19 protein-coding genes are annotated in these 21,463 nt (G+C 67.1%); 3 read left to right on the top strand and 16 right to left on the bottom strand.

Annotated elements, in window-relative coordinates; all coding sequences use genetic code 11:
• Nucleotides 1-14: 14 nt before the first annotated feature.
• The 16 genes from DIE04_RS18780 to rpsB form a co-directional block, all read right to left on the bottom strand.
• The gene (locus DIE04_RS18780; RefSeq protein WP_124520010.1) at nucleotides 15-797 is read right to left on the bottom strand and encodes an RNA methyltransferase; all 783 of its coding nucleotides are present in this window, start codon (nucleotides 795-797) and stop codon (nucleotides 15-17) included.
• On the bottom strand, nucleotides 794-1,438 hold the full coding sequence (rnhB, locus tag DIE04_RS18775; RefSeq protein ID WP_044843766.1) for a ribonuclease HII: 645 nt from the start codon (nucleotides 1,436-1,438) through the stop codon (nucleotides 794-796). Before rnhB ends, DIE04_RS18780 begins: the two co-directional genes overlap by 4 nt.
• Complete coding sequence (gene lpxB, locus DIE04_RS18770; RefSeq protein WP_124486191.1) at nucleotides 1,435-2,604, bottom strand: lipid-A-disaccharide synthase; 1,170 nt, start codon at nucleotides 2,602-2,604, stop codon at nucleotides 1,435-1,437. The genes rnhB and lpxB overlap by 4 nt, the downstream gene beginning before the upstream one ends.
• 3 nt (nucleotides 2,605-2,607) lie before the next feature.
• Nucleotides 2,608-3,396: an acyl-ACP--UDP-N-acetylglucosamine O-acyltransferase gene (gene lpxA, locus DIE04_RS18765; RefSeq protein ID WP_124520008.1), complete on the bottom strand. Its 789-nt coding sequence runs from the start codon at nucleotides 3,394-3,396 to the stop codon at nucleotides 2,608-2,610.
• Between the two features lie 67 nt (nucleotides 3,397-3,463).
• Complete coding sequence (gene fabZ / locus DIE04_RS18760; RefSeq protein WP_006402657.1) at nucleotides 3,464-3,931, bottom strand: 3-hydroxyacyl-ACP dehydratase FabZ; 468 nt, start codon at nucleotides 3,929-3,931, stop codon at nucleotides 3,464-3,466.
• Nucleotides 3,932-4,061: 130 nt separating this feature from the next.
• Nucleotides 4,062-5,141 carry a UDP-3-O-(3-hydroxymyristoyl)glucosamine N-acyltransferase gene (lpxD, locus tag DIE04_RS18755; protein ID WP_124520006.1) on the bottom strand — a complete coding sequence of 360 codons (1,080 nt, stop codon included), beginning with the start codon at nucleotides 5,139-5,141 and terminating at the stop codon, nucleotides 4,062-4,064.
• A 16-nt stretch (nucleotides 5,142-5,157) separates the two neighbouring features.
• Nucleotides 5,158-5,655 (bottom strand): OmpH family outer membrane protein, encoded by a 498-nt coding sequence (locus DIE04_RS18750; RefSeq protein ID WP_040144479.1) that lies wholly within the window; start codon nucleotides 5,653-5,655, stop codon nucleotides 5,158-5,160.
• A gap of 64 nt (nucleotides 5,656-5,719) precedes the next feature.
• Nucleotides 5,720-8,026 carry an outer membrane protein assembly factor BamA gene (gene bamA / locus DIE04_RS18745; RefSeq protein ID WP_044843770.1) on the bottom strand — a complete coding sequence of 769 codons (2,307 nt, stop codon included), beginning with the start codon at nucleotides 8,024-8,026 and terminating at the stop codon, nucleotides 5,720-5,722.
• A gap of 64 nt (nucleotides 8,027-8,090) precedes the next feature.
• Nucleotides 8,091-9,479 carry an RIP metalloprotease RseP gene (gene rseP, locus DIE04_RS18740; RefSeq protein WP_124486188.1) on the bottom strand — a complete coding sequence of 463 codons (1,389 nt, stop codon included), beginning with the start codon at nucleotides 9,477-9,479 and terminating at the stop codon, nucleotides 8,091-8,093.
• 11 nt (nucleotides 9,480-9,490) lie between these two features.
• Entirely contained in the window at nucleotides 9,491-10,687 is a 1,197-nt protein-coding gene (locus DIE04_RS18735; protein ID WP_044843772.1) for a 1-deoxy-D-xylulose-5-phosphate reductoisomerase, read from the bottom strand.
• 15 nt (nucleotides 10,688-10,702) lie between these two features.
• Nucleotides 10,703-11,524, bottom strand: coding sequence for a phosphatidate cytidylyltransferase (locus DIE04_RS18730; RefSeq protein WP_124486187.1), 822 nt, complete (start codon nucleotides 11,522-11,524; stop codon nucleotides 10,703-10,705).
• A complete protein-coding gene (gene uppS / locus DIE04_RS18725) occupies nucleotides 11,518-12,300 on the bottom strand; it encodes a polyprenyl diphosphate synthase (protein WP_044843774.1) in 783 nt (260 codons plus the stop codon). The genes DIE04_RS18730 and uppS overlap by 7 nt, the downstream gene beginning before the upstream one ends.
• Before the next feature lie 47 nt (nucleotides 12,301-12,347).
• Complete coding sequence (frr, locus tag DIE04_RS18720; RefSeq protein WP_006752152.1) at nucleotides 12,348-12,908, bottom strand: ribosome recycling factor; 561 nt, start codon at nucleotides 12,906-12,908, stop codon at nucleotides 12,348-12,350.
• A 102-nt stretch (nucleotides 12,909-13,010) separates the two neighbouring features.
• Nucleotides 13,011-13,724 carry a UMP kinase gene (gene pyrH, locus DIE04_RS18715; protein WP_011885142.1) on the bottom strand — a complete coding sequence of 238 codons (714 nt, stop codon included), beginning with the start codon at nucleotides 13,722-13,724 and terminating at the stop codon, nucleotides 13,011-13,013.
• Nucleotides 13,725-13,880: 156 nt separating this feature from the next.
• A complete protein-coding gene (gene tsf, locus DIE04_RS18710) occupies nucleotides 13,881-14,762 on the bottom strand; it encodes a translation elongation factor Ts (RefSeq protein WP_044843775.1) in 882 nt (293 codons plus the stop codon).
• A 162-nt stretch (nucleotides 14,763-14,924) separates the two neighbouring features.
• Nucleotides 14,925-15,665, bottom strand: coding sequence for a 30S ribosomal protein S2 (gene rpsB, locus DIE04_RS18705; RefSeq protein WP_006483818.1), 741 nt, complete (start codon nucleotides 15,663-15,665; stop codon nucleotides 14,925-14,927).
• 368 nt (nucleotides 15,666-16,033) lie between these two features.
• Here rpsB and map point away from each other — a divergent pair, with 368 nt between their 5' ends.
• The 3 genes from map to DIE04_RS18685 are packed head-to-tail and all read left to right on the top strand — an operon-like array spanning nucleotide 16,034 to nucleotide 21,359.
• Nucleotides 16,034-16,849, top strand: a complete 816-nt coding sequence (gene map, locus DIE04_RS18695) for a type I methionyl aminopeptidase (RefSeq protein ID WP_124520004.1) — start codon at nucleotides 16,034-16,036, stop codon at nucleotides 16,847-16,849.
• A gap of 54 nt (nucleotides 16,850-16,903) precedes the next feature.
• Nucleotides 16,904-19,480 carry a [protein-PII] uridylyltransferase gene (locus tag DIE04_RS18690; protein WP_044843776.1) on the top strand — a complete coding sequence of 859 codons (2,577 nt, stop codon included), beginning with the start codon at nucleotides 16,904-16,906 and terminating at the stop codon, nucleotides 19,478-19,480.
• A 16-nt stretch (nucleotides 19,481-19,496) separates the two neighbouring features.
• A complete protein-coding gene (locus DIE04_RS18685) occupies nucleotides 19,497-21,359 on the top strand; it encodes a pseudouridine synthase (protein ID WP_124573161.1) in 1,863 nt (620 codons plus the stop codon).
• Nucleotides 21,360-21,463 lie beyond the last annotated feature (104 nt).

The following is a 21,463-nucleotide window of genomic DNA, read 5'->3' as shown; positions in this document are numbered from 1 at the left end:
GTCACGTCATCAAGTCATGCGTGCCGCTGCTGCCGCACCTGCTCGAACAGGCACACCGCCGCCGCAGCCGCCACATTCAGCGACTCCATGCCGCCCGGCTGCGGGATCGTCACGCGATGCGTGGCCACGTCGCGCCAGAACGCCGACACGCCGGCGCCCTCGTTGCCGAACACCCATGCGACGGGACCGGCCAGGTCGCAGTCGTAGATCGCCTGCGCGCCGTGCGAATCGGTCAGCGCGACCGGCACGTCGAGGCGTTCGGCGAGCGCGCCGGCCTCGACATCCTCGTGGATCGACAACAGGAAGTGCGCGCCCATTCCCGAGCGCAGCACCTTCGACGACCACGCATAGGCGGTGCCCGGCGCGCAGAACACGTGCCGCACACCGGCCGCGGCCGCGCTGCGCAGGATCGAGCCGACGTTGCCGGCGTCCTGCACGCCGTCGAGCACGACCGACGTGTGCGTGACACGCTCCGGCAGCGGCTGCGCGGGACGATCGACGAGCAGCAGGAAACCGACGCCGCTCACCACGTTCGACAGTTGTCCGAACAGCGCATCGGGCAGCGTGACGACCCGCTGCACGTCGACGCGCGCGATGATCGCCTGCGCTTCGTCGTGCGCGAGCGCGCCTTCGGTGGCGACGCACAGCTCGGGTATCGCGCCCGTATCGAGATACGCGCTGGCGAGGTGAAAACCTTCGAGCAGCGCCTGGCCACCGCGGCGCTGCTGGGACGTCGAACCCGCAAGCGCCTTCAGGCGCTTGTACAGCGGGTTGTCGCGGGAAGTAATGCTTTTCATCGAATCAGGTCGAGTGCCGCGCGCACGGGTGCGAACGAGCGCCGATGCGCTTCACACGGGCCGTGCTCGCGCAGCGCGGCGAGATGTTTCTCGGTGCCGTAGCCCGCATGCACGTTGAACCCGTACACCGGGAAGCGTTCGTGCAGCTCGACGAGCATGCGGTCACGCGCGACCTTCGCGAGGATCGACGCGGCCGAGATGCTCGGCACGAGCGCGTCGCCGCTGACGATCGCCTCGGCACGCACCATCAGCGTCGGGCAGCGGTTGCCGTCGATCTGCGCGAGCGTCGGCAGCACCGACAGGCCTTCGACGGCCCGCTTCATCGCGAGCATCGTCGCGTGCAGGATGTTGAGCGTGTCGATCTCGTCGACGCTGGCCGACGCGACGCAATACGCGCGCGAGCGCGCGACGATCAGGTCGTACAGCGCGTCGCGCTTTTTCGCGGACAGCGCCTTCGAATCGTCGAGCCCGTCGATCGGCTGCGCGGGATCGAGGATCACCGCGGCGGCGACCACCGGCCCCGCGAGCGGGCCACGGCCCGCTTCGTCGACGCCGCAGACGATCTCGTCGGGCCGGCTGAAGTCGAAGCCGCCCTGCACGTCGGTCGACGCGCGGCGGCGTGGTGCACGGGCTGCCGTCATGCGCGCCCCTTGCGTTGCTCGAGTACGCGCACGACCGCTTCGGCCGCCTTCGCGGCCGTGTTCTGCCGCAGCGAGAGATGCATTTCGGTAAACACTTCGGTCAGCGTGCGGCGGTTCGCGTCGTCGCGCAGCTGCGTGAGCGTCGCATCGGCGAGCGCCTCGGGCGTCGCGAAATGCTGCAGCAGCTCGGGCACGACGAAGCGCCCCGCCAGGATGTTCGGCAAGCCGACGTACGGCAGATAGCCCTGCCGGCGCATGATCTGTCCGGTCAGCCAGGGCACCTTGTACGAGATCACCATCGGCTTCTTCAGCAGCGCGGCTTCCAGCGTGACGGTGCCGCTCTTCACGAGGATCGCGTCGGCGGCCGTCATCGCGACCTGCGAGCGGCCGTCGGTGATCGTCAGCGCGAGTTGCGGATGGGCGTCGACGAGCGGCTGCAGCAGTTCGCGCAGCGCGGGCGTCGCCGCCGGCATCACGAACCGCACGCCGGGCTCGCGCTGCTGCATCAGCGCCATCGCGGCGAAGAACGTCGGGCCGATCAGCCCGATCTCCGAGCGCCGGCTGCCCGGCAGCACCGCGATCACGGGGCCCTCGGCCGGCAGGCCGAGCGCGATGCGCGCGCCGTGCGTGTCGGGCTCGAGCGGAATCTCGTCGGCCAGCGGGTGGCCGACATACGTCGACGCGACGCCCGCCTTGTCGAGGATCGCCGGTTCGAACGGGAACAGGCACAGCATGTGGTCGACGGACTTCGCGATCTTCTTGATCCGGCCGCCGCGCCACGCCCAGATCGACGGGCACACGAAGTGGATCGACGGGATGCCCGCGTCGCGCGCGGCCTGCTCCACGCTGAAGTTGAAATCGGGCGCGTCGACGCCGATGAAGGCGTCGGGCCGCTCCGCGAGCAGCTGGCGCTTCAGCTCGCCGCGAATCCGCAGGATCTCGGGAATCTGGCCCAGCGCCTCGACGTAGCCGCGCACCGTCAGCTTGTCCATCTGCCAGTGCGAGTCGAAGCCGTGCGCGAGCATCCGCTGCCCGCCGATCCCGTAGTAGCGGGTCGATGCGGGCAGCCGCGCCTGAAGCCCGCCGAGCAGCGACGCCGCGAGCAGGTCGCCCGACGGCTCGCCGGCCACCATCGCGAGCCGGAGCTGATTGGTCGGGAGCGACATCGCTTAGCGGATGATGCCGCGTTGGGACGCGTCGATGAACTCGACGAGCGCGGTGACCGCTGCGTCGCCTTCGCCGCCCGCGGCCGCCAGCTCGCGCAACTGTACCTTCGCTTCCTCGAGCGACAGGCCGTTCTTGTACAGCAGGCGGTACGCGCTGCGCAGCGCCGAGATCGCGTCGGGCGAGAAATCGCGCCGGCGCAGGCCTTCGACGTTGATGCCGTGCGGCTCGGCCTTGTTGCCGGCCGCGATCACGAACGGCGGCACGTCCTGCACGAGCGCCGAGGCGCCGCCCAGCATCGAGTGCGCGCCGATGCGCACGAACTGGTGCACACCCGACATCCCGCCGACGATCGCGAAGTCGCCGATCTCGACGTGACCGGCCATCTGCGCGTTGCTCGACAGGATCACGTTGCTGCCGACGCGGCAGTCATGGCCGATGTGCACATAGGCCATGATCCAGTTGTCGTCGCCGAGCGTCGTCACGCCGACGTCCTGCACGGTGCCGGTGTGGATCGTCGTGAATTCGCGGATCGTGTTGCGGTTGCCGATCACGAGCTTCGTCGGCTCGTCCTTGTACTTCATGTCCTGCGGACGGCCGCCCACCGACGCGTAATGGCCGATGCGGTTGTCCTCGCCGAGCGTCGTGTGACCTTCGATCACGCTGTGCGAGCCGATCGTCGTGCGCGCGCCGATCGTGACGTGCGGCCCGACGATCGCGTACGGCCCGATCTCGACGGACTCGTCGATCTGTGCGCCCGGTTCGACGATCGCGGTAGGATGAATCCTGGTCATGCGCCGTTGCCTCTCGATGTGATGTGTCGCGTTGCCCGCGTTACGTTACCCATGCGTGCCGCGTCGCTCAGGGCGCCGCGTCGGCCGTCTTGACCGTGCACATCAGTTCGGCTTCCGCCGCCACCTTGCCGTCCACTTCCGCCACTGCCTTGAACTTCCAGATGCCGCGGATGTAACGTTCGAACGTCACGTTCAGAATCAGCTGGTCGCCCGGTTCGACCACGCGCTTGAAGCGCGCGCCGTCGATCCCGACGAAGTAGTACAGCGTGTTTTCCGGATCCTTCGGCTGCTCTTCCGAGAACGTCAGCAGCGCGGCCGCCTGAGCGAGCGCCTCGAGGATCAGCACCCCCGGCATCACCGGCCGCTTCGGGAAGTGCCCCTGGAAGAACGGCTCGTTGATCGACACGTTCTTCAGCGCTTTGATCCCCTTGTGCGGCTCGAGTTCGAGCACGCGATCGACGAGCAGAATCGGATAGCGATGCGGCAGCAGCGTGAGGATCTTGTGGATGTCGAGATTGATTTTTTCAGTGCTCATGATGGTTCGTCTCACGCAGAGGCTGCGCGGTGGTGATGCAAAGGCTGAAGCGGGCCGCCGTGCGGCCCAGTCTGGCAAACCGGGCCGGATGCGCTGGCCGTGCCCGGTTCGTGGTCTCGCATGGTGTCGGTCAGGCGTGCGTGCCGCCCTGGGCGGCCAGCGCGGTTTCGAGCGCCTTGATGCGGTCGCGCAGCTTGTCGAGGTTGCGCACGAGCGCGGCGCTCCGGTTCCATTCGCCGTGGTCGACGGCCGGGAACGCGCTCGTGTAGATGCCGGCCTTCGGCAGCGACTTCGACACGCCCGAATTCGCCGTGATGATGACATAGTCGCCAAGCGTCACGTGGCCGGCGATCCCCGCCGCGCCACCGATCATGCAGTGGCGGCCGATCGTCGTGCTGCCCGCGATGCCCGCCTTGCCGGCGATCACCGTGTAGGCGCCGATCCGGCAGTTGTGGGCGATCTGCACCTGGTTGTCGATCTTCACGCATTCTTCGATGACGGTGTCCGCCATCGCGCCGCGGTCGATCGTCGTGTTCGCGCCGATCTCGACGTCCGGGCCGATCGACACGCCACCGACCTGCGGAATCTTGACCCAGCTGCCGGTGCGCGCGTCGCCGTCGCCGACGAAATCCGGCGCGAAGCCGAAGCCGTCGGAACCGATCACGGCACCCGCGTGGATGATCGCGCGCGGGCCGATCTTGCAGCCGTGGTACACCGACGCGTTCGGATACAGGTGCGAGCCGGCGCCGATCGTCGTGCCGCGGCCGACGAACACGTTCGCGTCGAGTTGCACGTCGTCTTCGATCACCGCGCCGGCCTCGACCGTCACGTGCGGGCCGATCACCGCGGTCGCGGCGACCTGCGCGGCCGGATCGATCGTCGCGCTCGGATGCACGCCGGCCGCGCGCGGCGGCGTGGCGAGATCGATGAACATCTGCGCGACGCGCGCGAAGTACGCGTACGGATTCGGCGTCACGATGAAGTTGCGGCCGCTCGCGGCCGCGCCCAGCTTTTCGAGATCCTTCGGCGCGATCAGCACCGCGCCGGCGCGGGTCGTCTCGACCTGCGACAGGTACTTCGGGTTCGCGAGAAACGCGAGTTGCTGAGGGCCTGCCTGGTCGAGCGGCGCGAGGCCGCCCACCATGCACTGGGCGTCGCCGGCGATCTCGCCGCCGAACCGCGTTACGAGTGCCTCAAGCGTCAATGCCATTCGTCGTCTGCTCCGTTCAGTTCGTCGAGCCGGACGCGAGCGCCTTGAGCACCTTGTCGGTGATGTCGATGCGCGGGCTGACGTACACGGCTTCCTGCACGATCAGGTCGTAATTCTGCTGCTCGGCGATCTGCTTGATGACCTTGTTCGCACGCTCCAGCACGGCCGCGAGCTCCTCGTTGCGGCGCTGGTTCAGGTCTTCGCGAAACTCGCGCTGCTTGCGCTGGAAGTCGGTGTCGAGCTGCGCGAGATCGCGCTGCTTCTGCGCGCGATCGGCCGCCGACAGCGACGCACCGTTCTTGTCCAGCGAATCGGACATCGACTTCAGGCGCGCCGCGAGGTCCTGCAGATCCTTGTCGCGCTTCGCGAACTCGGCTTCGAGCTTCGTCTGCGCCGCCTTGGCGGGCGCCGACTCGCGCAGGATCCGATCCGAATTGACCGCCGCGATGCGGGCGACGTCCTGAGCATGCGCCGTCGCCGCGCCCAAGGCCAGCGCAACGGTCAGCGCACACATCACTCGTTTCGAAAACTTACCGGTTAGCAAAATTACCCTCTCGTTACTGTTGTCATGCGTTCGATCAGAACGCCGTCCCGATCTGGAACTGGAATTTCTGGTACTGGTCGCCTTCGTGCTTCTGCAGCGGGAAGCCGAGGCTCAGCTTCAGCGGGCCGATCGGCGAGATCCACGCGAGACCCACACCGTAGCCGTAACGCAGGCCGTTCGCGCCGGTACTCGTGCCGCCCGGCGCGTTGCCCCACACGTTACCGCCGTCGAGGAACGTGAACACGCGCAGCGTGCGGTCGTAGCCGGTGCCCGGCAGCGGGAACGTCAGCTCGATGTTGCCGACCACCATCTTCGAACCGCCGATCGGGTCGTTCGTCTTCGTGTCGCGCGGGCCCAGCGAGCTCGGCTCGTAGCCACGCACGGAGCCGATACCGCCCGCGTAGTAGTTCTTGAAGATCGGGTATGGGTTGCCGATGCCGTTACCGTAGCCGCCTTGCAGGTTCAGGCCCAGGATGAAGCCGCGCGAGAACGAATAGTAGTACTGCGCCTGCAGGTCGGCCTTGTAGTACTGGATCTTGCCGACCGGCACGCCGTATTCGACGTTCGCCTGCGTGAAGTAGCCGCGGCTCGGGATCAGCGCGCTGTCACGCGCGTCGCGCGACCATGCCACCGTCAGCGGCACCGTGTTCGACACGCGGCCGAACTCGTTCACGTAATCCTGGTAGCTCTGCGGCGTGTTCGAGTCGACGTCGAGACGGTTCTGCTCGAAGCCCGCGCCGAAGTAGACGGTGTCGACTTCCGAGAACGGAATGCCGAACTTCAGGTTGCCGCCCGCGCTGATGATCCGGAAGCTCGAGCTCGTCGAGTAGTAAAGCGGCTGGTACGTGCGGTAGTAGACGTCGGTGATCCGCTTGATGCCGTCGACCGTGAAGTACGGGTCGACCTGCGTGACGGTCAGCGTGCGGTAGCTCTTCGCGGTGTTGACGTTCACCGACAGGCTCGTGCCCGAGCCGAACACGTTGTCCTGCGACACGCCGGCCGACAGCACCACCTTGTCCGTCGACGAGAAGCCCGCGCCCAGCGTGATCGCGCCGGTCGGCTTTTCGTCGACCTTCACGTTCACGTCGACCTGGTCGTTCGTGCCTTCGACCGGCACCGTCGTCACGTCGACGTTGGTGAAATAGCCGAGACGGTTCACGCGGTCCTTCGACAGCGCGAGGCGGTTCGAATCGAACCACGAGCTTTCGAGCTGGCGCATTTCGCGGCGCACGACTTCGTCGCGCGTGCGCGTGTTGCCGACCACGTTGATGCGGCGCACGTACACGCGGCGGCTCGGATCGACGACGAGGTTCAGGTTCACCTTGTGGTTCGCCTGGTCGATGTCCGGCTGCGCGTTGACGGTCGCGAATGCGTAGCCGTATTCACCGAGCTTGTCGACGATCGACTTCGTCGTTTGCTGCAGCTTTTCGGCCGAGAAGCGATCGCCCGGCTTGATCTTGATCAGCTTGTTCAGTTCGGCTTCGCGATCGAGCAGGTTGCCCGACAGCTTGATGCCCGACACCGTGTACGGCTCGCCTTCGTGCAGCGTGACCGTCAGGTACATGTCCTTCTTGTCGGGCGAGATCGACACCTGCGTCGATTCGATGTTGAACTCGAGGTAGCCGCGGTTCAGGTAGTACGAGCGCACGGCCTCGAGGTCGCCCGTGAGCTTTTCCTTCGAGTACAGGTCGTTCTTCGTGTACCAGGAGAACCAGTTCGGCGTCGACAGCTGCATTTCGTCGCGCAGCGTGCTGGTGCTGAACGCCTTGTTGCCGATGAAGTTGATCTGGCGGATCTTCGCGCTCGGGCCTTCGGCGACCGCGAACAGGATCGACACGCGGTTCGCGTCGACCGGCGTGATCGTCGTCTTGACCTCGGCCGCATAGAAGCCGCGCGTCAGGTACTGACGCTTGAGCTCCTGCTCCGCCTTGTCGACGAGCGCCTTGTCGTAGTAGCGGCCGTCGGCCAGACCCACCGCGCGCAGCGCCTTCGTCAGGTTGTCCTTGTCGAATTCCTTCGTGCCGGTGAAGTCGATCGACGCGATGGCCGGACGCTCCTGCACCTGCACGATCACGACGTTGCCTTGGGTGGCGATGCGCACGTCGTTGAAGAAGCCCGTCGCGTACAGCGCCCGGATTGCTTCGGATGCCTTGTCGTCGGTGAAGGTATCGCCCTGCTTGATCGGCAGGTAGGCGAACACCGAACCGGCTTCGACGCGCTGCAACCCCTCGATCTTGATGTCTTGCACCACGAACGGTGCCGCTGCATGCGCCGCGAGGCCGTGCGCGGCGAGCGCGGCCGCTGCAACTGTCTTAGGTACAAAGCGATGAGGTTTGAACAACGTGCATCCCCAATATTTAGCTGCATCAAATCAGGCGGCGGCCGACTGGCCGCCGCCTGACGCTTCAGAAATGGATTAACCGAGCCAGGTCGTTGAACAGCGCGATCGCCGACAACGCGACGATGCAGATCAACCCGGCTCTTTGCAGAATCAGCTGCCAGCGCTCCGATACGGCTTTCCCGGTCGCGGCTTCAACCAGATAATATAACAGATGCCCCCCGTCCAAAACGGGAATCGGCAGCAAGTTCAGCACCCCGAGGCTAATGCTGACAAGGGCGAGGAACGACAGGAAGGCCGACGGACCGAGCCGCGCGCTCTTGCCCGCGTAGTCCGCAATCGTCACCGGGCCGGACAGGTTCTTCAGCGACGCATCGCCCGTGATCATCCGCCCGAACATCCTCAGCGAGTAGACGGCGATGTCCCACGTGCGGTGCGCGCCGAGGCGCAGACTCTCGATCGGCCCGTAGCGGACGTCGACCGACGGCGTGTGCATCGACAGCGCCGCGCCGATGCGGCCGACCTGCTGCCCCGTTTCGTCGTCGCGCTGCGCCTGCGGCACGATCGACACCGTCCGGGAGGCACCGCCGCGCTCGATCTGCAGTTCGACTGCCTGGCCCGCATGGTGCTTCACCGCGTCGATGAAGCGCGTGGCGCCGCCGATGGGCTTGCCGTCGAGCGCAAGCAGCTTGTCGCCGGCCTTCAGGCCCGCCTGCTCGGCCGCGCTGCCGGGCTGCACCGACGCCACCGACAGCGCGCCGCCGCCGGTCTCGAAGCCCAGGTGCAGCATGAAATCGTCGTCGAGCGCGCTTTCGGGAACATTGCGCAGGTCGACGCGGAAGTCGAACGTCGCCGCGCCGCCGTCGCGCGCGCCGAGCACGACCTCACGATGATCGAACGCGGCCGCCAGCAGCTTCCAGCGCAGGTCCGACCACGAGCGCACCGGCACGGCGTCGCCGCCCTGCGCGTCGCCTACGCGCACGTCGCGGATCGATACGATCGTCTCGCTGCCGTCGAAGCCCGCGCGGGCGGCCGCCGTGCCGGCGGCCGGCGGCGCGAGCACCGCGGCCGGCTCGGTCACGCCGGTTGCGAATACGGCGGAAAACAGGACGATTGCCAACAGGAAGTTCGCGATCGGGCCGGCGGCGACGATCGCGATGCGCTTGAACACCGATTGCCGGTTGAACGCCTGGCCGAGCTCCTCGGGTTTGACGCCCGCCCCCGGCTCGCGCTCGTCGAGCATCTTCACGTAGCCGCCGAGCGGCAGCGCGGAGAGCGTCCATTCGGTGCCCGTCTTGCGGCTGACCCAGCGCGCGACGGGCTGGCCGAAGCCGATCGAGAAACGCAGCACCTTCACGCCGCACCAGCGCGCGACGCGATAATGTCCGTACTCATGCACGACGACCAGCACCCCGATCGCCACCGCAAACGCGATCAGTTCGACCAGCACGTTCATGAGCACCTCATTCAGACAGTGCGCTCCACGCGTGGCGCAGGCGCTTTCGCAATGATCTCGGCAGCGAGGCGGCGTGCCTCGGCATCCGCCGCAAGGACGTCGTCGAGCCCGTTCGGGTTGCGGTTCGGCAGTGCGTTGAGCACCGCGTCGACCGTCGCCGCGATCGCCATGAAGCCGATCCGGCGCTCGAGAAACGCTTCGACCGCGATTTCGTTCGCCGCGTTCAACGCGGCGCTCGCGATGCCGCCCTCCTCGAGCGCCTTCAGCGCGAGCGCGAGGCACGGGAAGCGCGTGTAGTCGGGCTTCTCGAACGACAGCTGGGCGATCTGCGCGAGGTCGAGCTGCTCGACACCGGCGTCGACGCGCTCCGGGAACGCCAGCGCGTGCGCGATCGGCGTACGCATGTCGGGGTTGCCGAGCTGCGCGAGCACCGAGCCGTCGCGGTACGACACAAGCGAATGGATCACGCTCTGCGGGTGGATCAGCACGTCGATCCGGTCGCCCGGCAGGCCGAAGATCCAGTGCGCCTCGATCACTTCGAGGCCCTTGTTCATCATCGTCGCGGAATCGACGGAAATCTTGCGGCCCATCACCCAGTTCGGATGCTTGCAGGCCTCGTCCGGCGTCACGTCGACGAGCGTGGCCGGCTCGCGCGTGCGGAACGGGCCGCCCGACGCGGTCAGGATGATCTTCGAGATCCCGCCGTGCTCGTTCGCGTCGCGCGGCATGCACTGGAAGATCGCGTTGTGTTCGCTGTCGACCGGCAGCAGGATCGCGCCATGGTCGCGCACGGCGTCCATGAAGATCGCGCCCGACATCACGAGCGATTCCTTGTTCGCGAGCAGGATGCGCTTGCCGGCGCGCGCGGCCGCCAGGCTCGGCGCGAGGCCGGCCGCGCCGACGATCGCCGCGACGACCGTGTCGCAGCCGTCGCTGTTCGACACGTCGACGAGCGCCTGCGGCCCGTACAGCACCGTGGTCTTGTTGCCCGCCGCGCGCAGCTTCGCCTCGACGTGCGCTGCCGTGTTCGCATCGCCGACCACCGCGACTTCGGGTGCGAAGCGCAGGCACTGCTCGACGAGCTTGTCGCCATTGCGGTGCGCGGTCAACGCATAGACCGAGAAACGCTCGGGATGGCGGGCGACCACGTCGAGCGTGCTGTCTCCGATCGAGCCCGTGGAACCGAGCAGTGTCAGACGTTTTTGCATAACAGAAATAGTGGTTTAACCAAGCAGCAGCATTGCGAGCGGCAGCACCGGCAGCAGCGCGTCGACGCGGTCGAGCACGCCGCCGTGACCGGGCAGCAGGCCGCTCGAATCCTTCACGCCCGCCTGACGCTTGAGCAGCGACTCGAACAGGTCGCCGATCACGCTGTACGCAACCAGCAGCGTCAGCGCGGCCCACGCGCCGGGCATCCCGTAGCGCGTCGCGAATGCGGAAAACAGGGTCGGCTCGAACCAGTGCGCGGCCATCGCGGCTCCCGCGACGACCATCACGGCGAGCCAGCCGCCGATCGCGCCTTCCCAGCTCTTCCCGGGACTGATCGTAACGGCCAGTTTACGCTTTCCGAAGGCCTTGCCCGCGAAATATGCACCAATATCGGCCAGCCACACGACCAGCAGCAGCGAGAGCACGAACGGAACGCCCTGCGCACGCGCCGCGACGACCGCGTGCCAGCAGGCCGCGAACACCACGAGCCCGGCCGCGAGCAGGAACGGCCGCCACACGCCGCCCGCGAGTTCCGGCTTGCGGCGCAGCGAGAACGGGCCGACCAGCAGCCAGAACACGCCGGCCGCCATGAAAAGGGGACGGGACGAAGCGGCCTCGACGCCGAGCGGCGCGGTCGCCGCGAGCGCCAGCGCGGCGACGATCGCATAAACGACCGAACCGGCCGCGCCGAGCTTCAGCAGGCGCGCCCATTCCCACGCGGCGAACACGAGCACGACGCCGATCAGCGCGCCGAAGGCCGCGAGCGGCGCGAACAGCGTCACCGGCAGCAACACGGCCAGCATCACGACCGCCGTGATCACACGGGTCTTCAGCATGAAAGGGAATCGGCGTTCTGCGATTGCGGTTCGAGCTGCGCGCTGGTGCGCCCGAAACGGCGCTCGCGCTCGGTATACGACGCGATCGCGTCGGCCAGCGCCGCGCCGTCGAAATCCGGCCAGTATTTGTCGGTGAAATAGAATTCGGCGTACGCGAGCTGCCACAGCAGGAAATTGCTGACGCGCTGCTCGCCGCCGGTGCGGATGAAGAGATCGGGCTCCGGCGCATAGGCCATCGCCAGGTGCGGCGCGAACGCGTCTTCGGTCACCTCGACCTCGCGGCCCTCGCGCACGGCCTGCTCGACGAGTTTCTTCGTCGCCTGCAGGATGTCCCAGCGGCCGCCGTAGTTCGCGGCGATCGTCAGGGTCAGGCGGGTGTTGCGCGCCGTCTTGGTTTCGGCGCGGCGGATCAGTTCGCGGATGCGCGGCTCGAAACGCTCGAGATCGCCCACGACGCGCAGGCGGATCCCGTTCGCATGCAGCTTGCCGATCTCGCGCTCGAGCGCGGTGATGAACAGCCGCATCAGGAACGACACTTCGTCGTTCGGCCGGCGCCAGTTCTCCGAACTGAACGCGAACAGCGTCAGGTATTCGACGCCGGCGCGCGCGCAGCCTTCGACCACCGACCGCACGGCGTCGACGCCGCGGGTGTGCCCCGCGACGCGCGGCAAGCGGCGTTCGGTCGCCCAACGGCCGTTGCCGTCCATGATGATCGCGATATGACGCGGCACGGCGCCGACGTCAGGCACGCGAACGGTAGAGCTGGTATAGGTCATGGCCGTTGAGACAGTTGCGGGAAGAAGGCGGCGCGCGAGGACGGTCGTCAGACCGTCATGATCTCGGCTTCCTTGCTCTGCACGAGCTTGTCGACTTCGGCGACGTGCTTGTCGGTCAGCTTCTGCACGTCGTCGCTCGCACGGCGCTCGTCGTCTTCCGAGATTTCCTTGTCCTTCACGAGCTTCTTGAGCGCTTCGTTCGCGTCGCGGCGCAGGTTGCGGATCGCGACCTTGGCCGTTTCGCCTTCGCTCTTGACCACCTTAGTGAGCTCGCGGCGGCGCTCTTCCGTCAGCGCGGGCATCGGCACGCGGATCAGGTCGCCGGCCGTGGCCGGGTTCAGGCCCAGATCGGCTTCGCGGATGGCCTTCTCGACCTTCGCGACCATGTTCTTTTCCCACGGCTGCACGCCGATCGTGCGTGCGTCGACGAGCGTCAGGTTCGCAACCTGCGAGATCGGCACCATCGAACCGTAGTAGTCGACCTGCACGTGATCGAGCAGACCGGTATGCGCACGGCCCGTACGGATCTTCGCCAGATCGTTCTTGAACGCTTCGATCGAGCGCTGCATCTTCTGCTCTACGCCCTTCTTGACATCAGCGACACTCATTTCAACCTCCGAACCTTCCAACCTTCAATGAACGCGGGCCGCGCCCGGTGCGCCACGCACCACGGCCGGCGACCCGCGCCGCTTGCCCGCATCCGCGGGAGTTTACACGTGGACGAGCGTACCTTCGTCCTCGCCCAGCACGATGCGCTTGAGCGCGCCCGGCTTGTTGATCGAAAACACGCGGATCGGCAGCTTCTGGTCGCGGCACAGCGCGAAGGCCGTCGCGTCCATCACCTGCAGATTGCGGCTGATCGCCTCGTCGAAGCTGATCGTCGTGTAGCGCGTGGCCGACGGATCCTTCTTCGGATCGGCAGAATATACGCCATCGACCTTGGTCGCCTTCAAAACGACCTCGGCGCCCACTTCCGAACCGCGCAGCGCGGCGGCCGTGTCCGTCGTGAAGAACGGGTTGCCCGTGCCGGCCGCGAAGATCACGACCTTGCCTTCCTCGAGCTGGCGGATCGCGCGCGGCCGGATGTACGGCTCGACGACCTGATCCATGCGCAGCGCGGACTGCACGCGCGCGACGATGCCGGCGTGGCGCATCGCGTCCTGCAGCGCCAGCGCGTTCATCATCGTCGCCAGCATCCCCATGTAGTCGGCCGTCGCACGGTCCATGCCGGCCGCACCGCCCGCGACACCGCGGAAAATGTTACCGCCGCCGATCACGACCGCGAGTTGCGTACCGAGACCCACGACTTCGGCGATATCCGCCACCATCCGTTCGATCGTCGCGCGATTGATGCCGAAGGCATCGTCGCCCATCAGCGCTTCGCCGGAGAGTTTGAGGAGGACGCGTTTATAGGCATTGGACATAGGGGCTTCCGAGCGACGAGAGGATGACAACCACGAACTGTAGGGGCGAAATACTGATTCGGGCAAGCGCCGGCGACCGGACCGGGTTTCCCGGCCGGCCGGCGGCGCCGCCGGCCGCGGCGGAGCGGACGCCCGCCGCGGATACTGCCTGACTGCTTACTGCTGCTTTGCTGCTGCGACTTGCGCGGCCACTTCGGCGGCGAAGTCGTCCTGGCGCTTCTCGATGCCTTCGCCGACGACGAACAGCGCGAACTTCTGCACGGTCGCGTTCGCTGCCTTCAGCATCTGCTCGATCGTCTGCTTGTCGTTCTTCACGAACGTCTGGTTCAGCAGCGACACTTCCTTCAGGTACTTCTGGACGCTGCCGTCGACCATCTTCGCGACGATTTCAGCCGGCTTGCCCGATTCGGCAGCCTTCTGCTCGGCGACGCGGCGTTCCGTCTCGATCAGTTCCGCCGGCACGTCGGCCGACGACAGGGCGACCGGCTTCATCGCGGCGATGTGCATCGCGACGTCCTTGCCGACCTGCTCTTCCGCACCCGTGTACTCGACGATCACGCCGATACGCGCGCCGTGCAGGTACGTTGCGATCTTGTTCGCGGTTTCGAAACGGACGAAACGGCGGATCGAGACGTTCTCGCCGATCTTGCCGATCAGGGCCAGGCGGACTGCGTCGACCGTCGAACCGTCGAGCGGCAGTGCCGACAGCGCTGCCACGTCGGCCGGGTTTTGCGTCGCGACGAGTTCTGCAACCGTCTTCGAGAATGCGAGGAAGTCGTCGTTCTTCGCGACGAAGTCGGTTTCGCAGTTCAGCTCGACCAGCGCGCCCGCGTTGCCGCCGACGAACGATGCGACGACGCCTTCTGCCGTCACGCGCGATGCCGCCTTGCTCGCCTTGTTGCCGAGCTTGACGCGCAGCAGCTCTTCAGCCTTGGCCAGGTCGCCGTCGGCTTCCGTCAGCGCCTTCTTGCACTCCATCATCGGTGCGTCGGTCTTTGCGCGCAGTTCTGCCACCATGCTTGCGGTAATTGCCGCCATCATTCGCTCCTTGAGTCTGTATTCACAACGCCGCCCGCTTGGACGCGAACGGCCGAAAATCGTTTCCGGACCCGCGCCGATTCGGCGCGATCAGGTCCGGCGCACAAGCTTAAAAAAAGGGGGCCTGTTGAGAGCCCCCTTTTTGCGCCGGCTCGGGGCCAGTTACGCGTTTTCCTCGACGTACTCGTCGTCGCCACGCGCTGCCTGGACCACTTCGTTGACCGCGTTCGCACGGCCTTCCAGGATCGCGTCGGCCACGCCTTCAGCGTACAGCGCGACTGCCTTGCTCGAGTCGTCGTTGCCCGGGATCACGTAGTCCACACCTTCCGGCGAGTGGTTCGTGTCGACCACGGCGATGACCGGCACGCCCAGCTTGTTCGCTTCCGTGACGGCGATCTTGTGGTAGCCGACGTCGACGACGAAGATTGCGTCCGGAATGCCGCCCATGTCCTTCACGCCGCCGATCGACTTCTGCAGCTTGGCGATTTCGCGTTCGAACAGCAGCGCTTCCTTCTTGCTCATCTTCTCGAGCTCGCCCGCCTCGACTGCCGCTTCCATGTCCTTCAGGCGCTTGATCGATACCTTCAGCGTCTTGAAGTTGGTCATCATGCCGCCGAGCCAGCGTGCGTTGACGTACGGCATGCCCGCACGTTGCGCTTCCTGGGCGATCGTGTCACGCGACTGGCGCTTCGTGCCGACGAACAGGATCGTGCCGCGGTTCGCTGCCAGCTGGCGCACGTACTTCTGTGCGTCCGTGAACATCGGCAGCGTCTTTTCGAGGTTGATGATGTGAATCTTGTTGCGGTGACCGAAAATGAACGGGGCCATCTTCGGGTTCCAGAAGCGCGTCTGGTGACCGAAGTGGACACCCGCTTCCAGCATTTGGCGCATCGTGACTGCCATGTAAATTCTCCACGAGGGTTGGGTCTTAAGCCGGCTGCCGTACCGCCGCGCGTTCCGCGCGGCCGGCACCCTGGTTGCGCCGGCTTGCGATTCGGCACGTGCGAAACTGCCCGTGCCGCAAGCCTTTCATCCTGATGCCGTCGCGATACCACCCCACATCGGGGCATGTTCGGCATTTGGATGTCGACTTAGCCAAAGAGTATAGCACGCCGATTTGTCGGCTCTCAAGTCGCCCGCCACTTTCGCCTGCCGCGGGGCAGCCGGCCGGACAATCCGCGAAAACCCGCACCGGCACCGCCGGCAGGGGCTGCGAGGCCCGCCATAAGGTGCGATAATCCGTCAATTCACCGCATTCCAGGCATACCTCGATGGCTATTACGCTCAAAAACGAACACGACATCGCCGAGATGCGCGTCGCCTGCCGTCTCGCGAGCGAAGTGCTCGACTTCATCACGCCGCACGTCGTCGCGGGCATCACGACCGCCGAACTCGACCGGCTCTGTCACGAATTCATGCTCAACGAGCAGGGCACGATCCCCGCGCCGCTGAACTACCAGCCGCCCGGCTATCCGCCGTACCCGAAGGCCACCTGCATCTCGGTCAACGACGTGATCTGCCACGGCATTCCCGGCGAGAAGGTGATCAAGAACGGCGACGCGCTGAACATCGACATCACCGTGATCAAGAACGGCTACTTCGGCGACACCAGCCGGATGTTCATCGTAGGCGAAGGCTCGATCCTCGCGAAGCGCCTCGTGCAGACCACCTACGAGTGCATGTGGCTCGGCATCGACCAGGTCAAGCCCGGCGCGCACCTTGGCGACATCGGCTACGCGATCCAGAAGCACGCCGAAGCGCACGGCTACAGCGTCGTGCGCGAATACTGCGGCCACGGCATCGGCACGGTGTTCCACGAGGATCCGCAGGTCGTCCACTACGGGCGCCCGGGCACCGGCATCGAACTGAAGGCCGGGATGATCTTCACGATCGAGCCGATGATCAACGCCGGCAAGCGCGACATCCGCACGATGCCCGACCAGTGGACGGTCAAGACGCGCGATCGTAGCCTGTCCGCGCAATGGGAGCACACGGTGCTCGTCACCGAAACCGGCTACGAGGTGCTGACCGTGTCCGCCGGCACGCCGGCACGCCCGGTGTTCGCGCAACCGGCCGCCGCGGTCTGAGCGCCGTCGCGCCCGCCCCGCCCACCCCTCACCTGCTGACCTGAACGGCCGCCCATGAGCGCTCACGCCGCCCCCTCGCCCGCAGCGCTGTCGCGGCGCGCCGAATTCAAGGCCGCCAAGGCCGACCTGCTCGAGCGCTTTCGCAGCGCGACGAACGTCACGTCGCTGATGCACGCGCTGTCGAGACTCACCGACGATGCGCTCAAGCGCGTGTGGGACGACTGCGGGCTGCCCGCGACGCTCGCGCTCGTCGCCGTCGGCGGCTACGGGCGCGGCGAGCTCGCGCCCCACTCCGACGTCGACATCCTGGTGCTGCTGCCCGATGCGCACGACCCGGCGCTCGACGCGCGGATCGAGCGCTTCATCGGGATGGCGTGGGATCTCGGCCTCGAGATCGGCAGCAGCGTGCGCACGGTCGAGCAATGCATCGAGGAGGCGTCGCAGGACGTCACCGTGCAGACCTCGCTGCTCGAAGCGCGCCGCATCGTCGGCAGCACCGCGCTGTTCGAGCGCTTCACCGTGCGGTATCACGAGGCGCTCGACGCGCGCGCCTTCTTCACCGCGAAGGTGCTCGAGATGCGTCAGCGCCACGCGAAGTTCCAGGACACGCCGTACAGCCTCGAGCCGAACGTGAAGGAGAGCCCCGGCGGGCTGCGCGACCTGCAGACGATCCTGTGGATCGCGCGCGCGGCCGGCTTCGGCAGCAGCTGGCGCGAGCTCGACACGCGCGGCCTCATCACCGATCGCGAGGCGCGCGAGCTGCGCCGCAACGAAGGATTCCTGAAGACGCTGCGCGCGCGCCTGCACGTGATCGCCGGACGCCGCCAGGACATGCTCGTGTTCGACCTGCAGACGCAGGCCGCCGAGAGCTTCGGCTACCGGCCGACGCAGGCCAAGCGCGCGAGCGAGCAGCTGATGCGCCGCTACTACTGGGCCGCGAAAGCGGTCACGCAGCTGGCGACGATCCTGATCCAGAACATCGAGGCGCAGCTGTTCCCCGCGACGAGCGGCATCACGCGCGTGCTGTCGCCCGATCGCTTCGTCGAGAAGCAGGGCATGCTCGAGATCGTCGACGACGGCGTGTTCGAACGCCATCCCGACGCGATCCTCGAGGCGTTCCTGCTGTACGAGGCGACCCGCGGCGTGAAGGGCCTGTCCGCCCGCACGCTGCGCGCGCTCTACAACTCGCGCGAGATCATGAACCACACGTGGCGGCGCGATCCGCAGAACCGCCGCACGTTCATGCAGATCCTGCAGCAGCCCGAAGGCATCACGCATGCGTTCCGGCTGATGAACCAGACGAGCGTGCTCGGCCGCTACCTGCTGAATTTCCGCCGCATCGTCGGCCAGATGCAGCACGACCTGTACCACGTGTACACGGTCGACCAGCACATCCTGATGGTGTTGCGCAACATCCGCCGCTTCGCGGTGGCCGAGCATGCGCACGAGTACCCGTTCTGCAGCCAGCTGATCGGCAACTTCGAGCGCCCGTGGGTGCTGTACGTCGCGGCGCTGTTCCACGACATCGCGAAAGGCCGCGGCGGCGACCACTCGACGCTCGGGATGGCCGACGCGCGGCGCTTCTGCCGCGAGCACGGGATCACCGGCGACGACGCGTCGCTGATCGTGTGGCTCGTCCAGCATCACCTGACGATGAGCCAGGTCGCGCAGAAGCAGGACACGAGCGACCCGGAAGTCATCAAGCGCTTCGCCGAAGTCGTCGGCAACGAGCGCTACCTCACCGCACTCTACCTGCTGACCGTCGCCGATATCCGCGGCACGAGCCCGAAGGTGTGGAACACGTGGAAGGGCAAGCTGCTCGAGGACCTGTACCGCATCACGCTCGCGGTGCTCGGCGGAGCGAACCCCGACGCGCATTCGGAACTGAAGTCGCGGCAGGAGCAGGCGCTCGCGCTGCTGCGCCTAGAGACCGTGCCCGACGACGCGCACCGCGCGCTGTGGGACCAGCTCGACGTCGGCTTCTTCCTGCGTCACGACGCGGCCGACATCGCATGGCAGACGCGCGTGCTGTACCGGCACGTGAACGCCGAAACCGCGATCGTGCGCGCGCGGCCGTCGCCGATCGGCGACGCGCTGCAGGTGCTCGTGTACGTGAAGGATCGCCCCGACCTGTTCGCGGGCATCTGCGCGTACTTCGACCGCAACGGGCTGTCGGTGCTCGATGCACGTGTCAGCACGACGCGGCACGGCTATGCGCTCGACAACTTCATCGTCACGCAGACCGAACGCGACGTGCGCTACCGCGACATCGCGAATCTCGTCGAACAGCAACTCGCAGCGCGCCTGGCCGAAACCGCGTCGCTGCCGGAGCCGTCCAAGGGCCGCCTGTCGCGGTTGTCGCGGACGTTTCCGATCACGCCGCGCGTCGACCTCCGGGCCGACGAGCGCGGCCAGTACTACATCCTGTCCGTGTCCGCCAACGACCGGCCGGGCCTTCTCTATTCGATCGCGCGCGTCCTGGCCGAGCATCAGGTCGGCGTCCACGCGGCGCGGATCAATACGCTCGGCGAACGCGTCGAGGACATCTTCCTGCTCGACGGTGCCGGCCTGTCCGACAACCGCCTGCAGATCCAGCTCGAAACCGAATTGCTGCGCGCGATCGCAGTCTGAATGAATCCCAGCGTTTATGCGCACCAAATTAACCGTCAAGAATCCGAAGCCGGCGTCGCCGACCCGCGCCCCTGTCCGCTCCGGCAGCCTCGTCGCCCGCAAGGCGGTGCGCCCAGCCGCGCTACCCGCAGGCGACAAGCCGGCGCGCCCGAAGAAGGCCGCGCCGGCCGCCGCCGGCGAACGCTCGTTCAAGCCGCGCGGCGCGGCAGGCGCCGAGCGCCCGGGCGCGGATCGCGCACCGGCCAAGCGTGCGCCGCGTGAGGGCGGTGCCGAACGCGGCACGCGCGCGCCGTATCGCGACAACGCATCCGGCGAAGGCGCAAAGCGCAGTTTCGGCGACCGTCGCACGTCGTCCGATCGTCCGCCCCGTCGTGACGACGATGCACGTCCGCGTCGCGCGGGTGGCGAAGGCGGCCCGCGTGCGCCCTATCGCGACAACGCATCCGGCGAAGGCGCAAAGCGCAGTTTCGGCGACCGTCGCACGTCGTCGGATCGTCCGCCGCGCCGTGATGACGATGCACGTCCGCGTCGCGCGGGTGGCGAAGGTGGCCCGCGTGCGCCGTATCGCGACAACGCATCCGGCGAAGGGGCGAAGCGCAGTTTCGGCGACCGTCGCACGTCGTCGGATCGCCCGCCCCGTCGTGACGACGATGCACGTCCGCGTCGCGCGGGTGGCGAAGGCGGCGCACGTGCGCCGTATCGCGACAACGCATCCGGCGAAGGCGCAAAACGCAGTTTCGGCGACCGTCGCACGTCGTCGGATCGCCCGCCGCGTCGCGACGACGATGCACGTCCGCGTCGCGCGGGTGGCGAAGGCGGCGCACGTGCGCCCTATCGCGACAACGCATCCGGCGAAGGCGCAAAACGCAGCTTCGGCGACCGTCGCACGTCGTCCGATCGCCCGCCGCGTCGTGATGACGACGCCCGCCCGCGCCGCGCAGGCGCCGATGAAGGCAAACGCCCGTCCTATCGCGACAAGGCATCCGGCGAAGGCGCGAAGCGCAGCTTCGGCGAACGCCCGACGCGCCCCGCACGCGACGGCGAACGCCGCTCGTTCGGTGCGGTCAAGACCGCGCAACCGGTCAAGCGCGCGGCGGCCGACGTCGACCACGGCGACGAAACCGGCCTGATGCGCCTGTCGAAGCGCATGTCCGAACTCGGCCTGTGCTCGCGCCGCGAAGCCGACGAATGGATCGAAAAGGGCTGGGTGCTCGTCGACGGCGAACGCATCGACACGCTCGGCACCAAGGTCCGCCCGGACCAGAAGATCGAGATCGACGAGCGCGCGAGCGCCGCGCAGGCCGCGCAGGTGACGATCCTGCTGCACAAGCCGGTCGGCTACGTGTCGGGTCAGGCGGAAGACGGCTATGAGCCGGCATCGGTGCTGATCACGCGCGCCAACCAGTGGAGCGGCGACCGCTCGCCGCTGCGCTTCCCGCCGCAGCACCTGCACGCGCTCGCGCCGGCCGGCCGGCTCGACATCGACTCCACCGGCCTGCTCGTACTGACGCAGAATGGCGTGATCGCGAAGCAGCTGATCGGCGAGCAGTCGGACATCGACAAGGAGTATCTGGTGCGCGTGCGCTTCGGCGAACGGCTGATCGACATCGACCAGCACTTCCCCGCGGAATCGCTCGCGAAGCTGCGCCACGGCCTCGAACTCGACGGCGTCCCGCTGAAGCCGGCGATGGTGAGTTGGCAGAATGGCGAACAGCTGCGTTTCGTGCTGCGTGAAGGCAAGAAGCGCCAGATCCGCCGCATGTGCGAACTGGTCGGTCTCGAAGTGATCGGCCTGAAGCGCGTGCGGATGGGCCGCGTGATGCTCGGCGCGCTGCCGCAGGGGCAATGGCGCTACCTGTCGGCCGACGAGTCGTTCTGACAGCGGGCACGCGCTGCGTGCCGCACCATGAAACAAGCCCGCGCAAGCGGGCTTTTTCGTGTCCGGTACGAAACCACGCGCAACACGGCGCGCGCAGCCGCATC

It is taken from the genome of Burkholderia sp. Bp8994 (assembly GCF_003853805.1).
GTDB lineage: Bacteria > Pseudomonadota > Gammaproteobacteria > Burkholderiales > Burkholderiaceae > Burkholderia.
Note: the sequence above shows the minus strand (reverse complement) of the source record. Positions and strands in the feature narration are given on the sequence as shown.

Bases quoted from the DNA above. Each gene is read 5' to 3' on its own strand.
- DIE04_RS18690 (WP_044843776.1), top strand. From the start codon at position 16,904: ATGAGCGCTCACGCCGCCCCCTCGCCCGCAGCGCTGTCGCGGCGCGCC.
- tsf (WP_044843775.1), bottom strand. From the start codon at position 14,762: ATGGCGGCAATTACCGCAAGCATGGTGGCAGAACTGCGCGCAAAGACC.
- DIE04_RS18730 (WP_124486187.1), bottom strand. From the start codon at position 11,524: ATGCTGAAGACCCGTGTGATCACGGCGGTCGTGATGCTGGCCGTGTTG.
- fabZ (WP_006402657.1), bottom strand. From the start codon at position 3,931: ATGAGCACTGAAAAAATCAATCTCGACATCCACAAGATCCTCACGCTG.
- pyrH (WP_011885142.1), bottom strand. From the start codon at position 13,724: ATGTCCAATGCCTATAAACGCGTCCTCCTCAAACTCTCCGGCGAAGCG.
- uppS (WP_044843774.1), bottom strand. From the start codon at position 12,300: ATGACCTATACCAGCTCTACCGTTCGCGTGCCTGACGTCGGCGCCGTG.
- rpsB (WP_006483818.1), bottom strand. From the start codon at position 15,665: ATGGCAGTCACGATGCGCCAAATGCTGGAAGCGGGTGTCCACTTCGGT.
- rnhB (WP_044843766.1), bottom strand. From the start codon at position 1,438: ATGACGGCAGCCCGTGCACCACGCCGCCGCGCGTCGACCGACGTGCAG.
- DIE04_RS18780 (WP_124520010.1), bottom strand. From the start codon at position 797: ATGAAAAGCATTACTTCCCGCGACAACCCGCTGTACAAGCGCCTGAAG.
- lpxB (WP_124486191.1), bottom strand. From the start codon at position 2,604: ATGTCGCTCCCGACCAATCAGCTCCGGCTCGCGATGGTGGCCGGCGAG.
- DIE04_RS18685 (WP_124573161.1), top strand. From the start codon at position 19,497: ATGCGCACCAAATTAACCGTCAAGAATCCGAAGCCGGCGTCGCCGACC.
- lpxD (WP_124520006.1), bottom strand. From the start codon at position 5,141: ATGGCATTGACGCTTGAGGCACTCGTAACGCGGTTCGGCGGCGAGATC.
- DIE04_RS18735 (WP_044843772.1), bottom strand. From the start codon at position 10,687: ATGCAAAAACGTCTGACACTGCTCGGTTCCACGGGCTCGATCGGAGAC.
- frr (WP_006752152.1), bottom strand. From the start codon at position 12,908: ATGAGTGTCGCTGATGTCAAGAAGGGCGTAGAGCAGAAGATGCAGCGC.
- map (WP_124520004.1), top strand. From the start codon at position 16,034: ATGGCTATTACGCTCAAAAACGAACACGACATCGCCGAGATGCGCGTC.
- DIE04_RS18750 (WP_040144479.1), bottom strand. From the start codon at position 5,655: ATGTGTGCGCTGACCGTTGCGCTGGCCTTGGGCGCGGCGACGGCGCAT.
- lpxA (WP_124520008.1), bottom strand. From the start codon at position 3,396: ATGACCAGGATTCATCCTACCGCGATCGTCGAACCGGGCGCACAGATC.
- rseP (WP_124486188.1), bottom strand. From the start codon at position 9,479: ATGAACGTGCTGGTCGAACTGATCGCGTTTGCGGTGGCGATCGGGGTG.